4 protein-coding genes are annotated in these 5,176 nt (G+C 32.4%); 3 read left to right on the top strand and 1 reads right to left on the bottom strand.

Features of this window, described 5'->3' with window-relative positions:
* Positions 1-136: 136 nt before the first annotated feature.
* Positions 137-658 (top strand): adenine phosphoribosyltransferase, encoded by a 522-nt coding sequence (locus A2255_09095; protein OGI16953.1) that lies wholly within the window; start codon positions 137-139, stop codon positions 656-658.
* A gap of 466 nt (positions 659-1,124) precedes the next feature.
* On the opposite strand, the gene A2255_09090 is transcribed toward A2255_09095, so the two are convergent.
* Positions 1,125-2,393: an RfbX protein gene (locus A2255_09090; protein ID OGI16952.1), complete on the bottom strand. Its 1,269-nt coding sequence runs from the start codon at positions 2,391-2,393 to the stop codon at positions 1,125-1,127.
* Positions 2,394-2,657: 264 nt separating this feature from the next.
* On the opposite strand from A2255_09090, the gene A2255_09085 reads away from it, so the two are divergent.
* Both A2255_09085 and A2255_09080 read left to right on the top strand, forming a co-directional pair.
* A complete protein-coding gene (locus tag A2255_09085) occupies positions 2,658-3,410 on the top strand; it encodes a hypothetical protein (GenBank protein OGI16951.1) in 753 nt (250 codons plus the stop codon).
* A gap of 442 nt (positions 3,411-3,852) precedes the next feature.
* A partial coding sequence (locus tag A2255_09080; GenBank protein OGI16950.1) for a hypothetical protein occupies positions 3,853-5,176 on the top strand: 1,324 nt, incomplete at its 3' end.

The raw sequence follows: 5,176 nt of genomic DNA, 5'->3' as shown, positions 1-5,176 counted from the left end.
TTTTATTTTTCTTTATTTAACATACAAGCAATTCGAGTTAATTATAATTAAGCATGCTTAATAAAAATTCTTGAGAAAACAAAATTTTTAGTGAATATTATTATTGTTGCTTAAAAATTAGAGGGAGAAGATTCTAATGCCTGAATTGGTTAAAGCTAAGATTAGGGACGTTATTGACTTTCCAAAACCTGGAATAGTTTTTAAAGATATAACTACAGCTATAAAAGACCCTGAAACTTTTAGCAGAATTATTGATTATCTAACTAATGAATATAAAGATGCAGGTATAGATTATGTAGCAGGAATTGAATCAAGAGGATTTATTTTTGGTGCTCCATTAGCATACAAGCTTGGAGCTGGCCTGGTTATAATCAGAAAGCCTGGCAAGTTACCTGCTGCTGTTGAGCAAGTTTCATATGAGCTTGAATACGGTACTGATACTGTAGAAATACACAGTGATGCTATTGAACCTGGTAAAAAAGTTTTGATTATTGATGATTTACTGGCAACAGGTGGAACATCTGGCGCTGCTTGCGAATTAGTAAGGAAAGTCGGTGGTGTTACTGCTGGGATAGCTTTTGTTGTTGAATTATCTTTCTTAAACGGAAGAGAAAAACTTCCTGAAGATATTAAAGTTACCTCAATGGTTCAGTACTAATTGATTTAACAGTTAGCTTTTCAAGAAGCCTAAAAACCTCCTAATTTCTTAATAGGAGGTTTTCCTATGAAGTTTTTTAAAATAATTTAAATTGTTAAATAAGTAAGAAGATTTGGTAATGGTAAAAATTAAAGTGATAATTTTTTCAAAGCCATAATCCTACTAATCGTCGCACTGTCATTGCGAGGCAGCAAAGCTGCACCATTAAACTCTACAATCTTAGTCTTAATTACAGTGATTTATGAGTTATAAAAGGTGACTGTGTCACCAATCCAAATAATATTATACTATCTTTTTTTGGATTGCTTCGTCACTTCATTGCATTTCATTCCTCGCAATGACACTGTATATTGTTGGAAGGATTAATGACATAAATAAGTGCCTTTGGCACCTCGCAATGACACTAGGAAAATTTAATTTCTGAATATGTTCTATATCACTTTGTTTTATAACACTACCCAAATAATTAATGTCTTTTGCTGGTAAAATCTGTTTTTATAACAAAATACAGTCTGACAAGGAATATTAGTATTTCTGTTGCCAAAACCATTAAAGCAACATTATAAACAGTGATTTTAGATAGTACTGCCAGAACAATCAAACCAACAAAATGTAAAACAGAACCAATTATATAACTTAAATTTACGAGATTGGCCTTGCCATATGCTCCTAATAATGGATATCCTATTAAGGTTGCAGGAACTGAAACCATAACAGCAAGTGAAAATACCTTTAATACATTAGCGCTTATTTCAAGACCATCTCCAAAAATAATTGAAATAATCTGATTAGCAAAGATAAAAGTAAATGTACACAGTAAAATATTAAATATACTCGTAGTTAAAACTATCTTTTTAAATAGAGATATCTTTCTTTCTCTTGACATATATGGGTATAAATTATCGCTCAAGGGGTAGTACAGGCTTTTTAATGCAAAATTTAATTTCTCAGCTGTAGCATAATAACCAACTATCTGGTTGCCAGTGAACAACCCCAGAACAAAAGAGTTGTTTGATGTGTATATCATTGTTGAAACTCTTGATAGAAAAAACTGTGTACTGTCTTTTAATGATTGAATAATAGTCTTTATTTTGGGAAGATAAAGATCAATATTATGTTCTTTAAAAATTATTCTAATAGCAAAAGCTCCTGCTACTAGATATCCTAGGGAGTTTATTAACGGGACATAAAAATAATGAGCCGATTGTCTAATAAATACAAATATAGAAATGGTAAAAACAGCTTTTGAAAAAAGGTTTAAAAAAGTAATATATTTCATTTTTTCCATTCCCATAAAAAACCAGGTGGGAAATAGAATATTACCTAGAACCATTCCAAATGTTAGAAAATAAAATAACCAGTCCGATCTGAATTTATCAAAACTAAAAATAATGATAGATAATATGGTAAAACTTATGGTCATAAATAAGATTTTAATTGTCATTACGGAGCAAAAAATCTCTGAGATTTTTTGACTATTATCTCTATTTATCGATACTTCTCTTGTAGCTGATAGATTAAAACCATAATCGGTAAAAACTAAAAAATATCCTATAAAAGCTTGTGCAAAGACATAAAGGCCGAACTTTTCTGCTCCAAGTATTCTTATTAAATATGGCAGAGTTAATAAAGGCAGCACATAGTTGGCTCCCTGTAAGATAAATAAATACAAAAAGTTGGAAAAGAGCCTTCTTTTATCTTCTGATATAAGTATAGATTCAACTTTAGCAAACATAGTTTATATAGTTTACTAAATGCTCTTTTTTCACAATTAGCTTATTTTGCATAATTTAAATGCCAGTGGGAATATAATGCAGGATTAGCTGAAATGGTAAAAGAAGTGTTTAGTTTAAAAATAGTAATGGTGGTCAATTTTGATAAATAATGAATCTAACAATAGACTATAGACAACTGATGGATAAAATTATGTTAGCTCGTTTTATAATCATTATACTTTTGAGAGTATGTAATTGGTGAAAACATTGTGGGAGTGTTAAAAATGAGCGTATACATTGAAAATAAAAGTATTGACAGTAATATTAACGATTCATTACTTTACAAAGCAGAAGATAAAAACATAATTCAATTACAAAAAGCAGATCCATTCTGGATAGCAAGAAATTTTAATTTACAAAAGCGAGATGCAATCCAGTGGACTATAAAAAGAGCTTTTGATATTGTAGCTAGCAGTATAGGTCTTATTGTTGCATCTCCAATTTTCCTGATGTTATCTATATTAATTAAATTGGAATCAAGAGGACCTGTTTTCTATAAAAGTAAAAGAACAGGTTTATACGGCAAAGAATTTTACCTTTATAAGTTTCGAAGCATGAGACAAGATGCAGAGTTATATGAAGATAAAGTAAGAGAACAATTTAAAGAAGATGATAGTATAATGTACAAAATTGAAGATGATCCAAGAATTAGCAGGATTGGGAAATTTATAAGAAAATATAGCCTGGATGAATTGCCTCAATTATTTAATGTAATTAAAGGTGAAATGAGTTTAGTTGGACCACGCGCTCGTGCAACACGAGATCTATGGTTATACAAGAAATGGCATTATATTTTCTTCGCAACAGTTCCAGGGATTACTGGCATGTGGCAAACCAATGGCAGATCAAACTTGAAAGACTTTGATAAGGTTGTAAAATTGGAATATGAATACATTACAAGCTGGAATATTATACTAGATTTTTACTTATTATTAAAAACCATTCCAGCAGTAATTCTTGGTAAAGGAGCAGCATAATAAATGTAACAAAATTTAAAGTTATTTTTAAAAAAATGGCCGTTATGTTCAATTTTGTTGACTTTGGCCATTTTTTTAATTTATAAATCTTTAAAATTAGCAAAAATTTATAATTTTCCAGAGAATGCACCCTAAAAATGACTTATATCAGAGTTTGGCTGGATTATCATCTTGTTGGAAACCCTGTCACAAAATGCCAGATTTGAAAAATTATAACTCACATCAATAATTTTTTTTAAAAATATATGGCACAATAAATTAAACAATTAATTAGGATAACATTCAACCAGATTGCATATTTCACATGCGCGCATAAAGCAAATAGCTTACTATTCATGAATATTAGCAATATTGTAATCCTGAAAGCTACAATTAAACAAAATTATTAGTGTTAATTGTTTAAAACTCAGAGTAAAAACTACGCAAGTGAGGACTGTTAAGTATGAAAGAAAAAGTTATTATTGAGAAGGGAGGAAACTCTATGCGAAAGGTAATTTCCTTTGCAATGGCCTTACTTGTAGGTCTTATGAATTTACCTGCTGCATTTGCAGCTAGTTTTCCATCTCTAACTGTGCCAAACGGTGTAGGTGTAAACATACGTTTTACTGGCGCACCTTCCACTGATTTGGACATGATTAGAGATGCAGGAATCAAGTACATTCGTAGAGACCTGCATTGGCACAATGTAGAAAGATCGAGAGGTTCCTACAATTGGACACCTTACGATCAACTAGTTGATGGTGCAGCAGCACGAGGTATTAAAGTCATTTATATTCTGGCTTATAACAATACTCTCTATGGCGCATCAGACATTATGTATGGTATCAGAACCCAGGAGCAAAAAACAGCCTTTGCCAATTATGCAAAAGCTGCAGCACAGCGTTACAGAGGTAAAGGTGTTATATTTGAACTCTGGAATGAACCAAACGGTACAACATTCTGGAAACCTGTTCAAAATTCCACTGAATATGCTGATTTCGTGAAAGCAGTAGTACCTGCTATTAGACAAGGCGACCCAAACGCTACAATTATCGCACCTGCATTATCTTGGGCCGACCCCAATTGGTATCAAAGCGTATTTAGCAAAGGCATATTAAGTTATGTTGATGCTGTAAGTATTCACCCGTATGACAAAAATCAACTTCCAGAACGCTGGTTGAATACTTATCCTTACAATCACACTAAAATGCGTGAACTTATTCGCCAATATAACCCAAATAATCCTAATATGCCTATTATAGCAAGTGAATGGGGTTACTCAGTTACACACCCATTTGTAAATGGTAATGAGCAAGCTCAGGCAAATTATGCTGCAAGAACACAATTAATTAACATGAGTCTTGGAATACCAATTACAGTGTGGTTTGATTTCAAAAACCATGATACAGGCACAGCAGAAGAAAGTAATTATGGTTTAGTAAGATCCAATAATGTTAAGAAACCATCTTATCTTGCTATGCAAAGCCTCACGCAGGCATTAAATGGATTGCAATTTGTAAGAAGACAATCATCTTCTTCAAGTGATTATTTAATGGAATTTTCAAATGGAAGTAAAACTGTAGTTGCAGCCTGGACAACCGGTAGTACTCACAATGTTACTATTTCCGGACAATCCGTAAGCATTTCAGGAGCGCCAAGATATGTTCAGGTTGCAGGTGGAACACCCCCACCACCACCTCCTCCAACAACAACTGCTCCAACTGCTCCATCAGGACTTGCTGTAACAAGTGTAACTAAAGGAGCAAATACTGGAAGTTACTATGTGA

Source organism: Candidatus Melainabacteria bacterium RIFOXYA2_FULL_32_9 (assembly GCA_001784615.1).
In the GTDB taxonomy this organism is placed as follows: Bacteria; Cyanobacteriota; Vampirovibrionia; order Gastranaerophilales; family UBA9579; genus UBA9579.
The sequence above is the reverse complement of the archived record's forward strand: the minus strand, read 5'-3'. Positions and strand labels throughout refer to the sequence as shown.

Excerpts from the sequence above, each read along its gene's own strand:
- A2255_09095 (OGI16953.1), top strand. The coding sequence starts at position 137 with ATGCCTGAATTGGTTAAAGCTAAGATTAGGGACGTTATTGACTTTCCA.
- A2255_09090 (OGI16952.1), bottom strand. The coding sequence starts at position 2,393 with ATGTTTGCTAAAGTTGAATCTATACTTATATCAGAAGATAAAAGAAGG.
- A2255_09085 (OGI16951.1), top strand. The coding sequence starts at position 2,658 with ATGAGCGTATACATTGAAAATAAAAGTATTGACAGTAATATTAACGAT.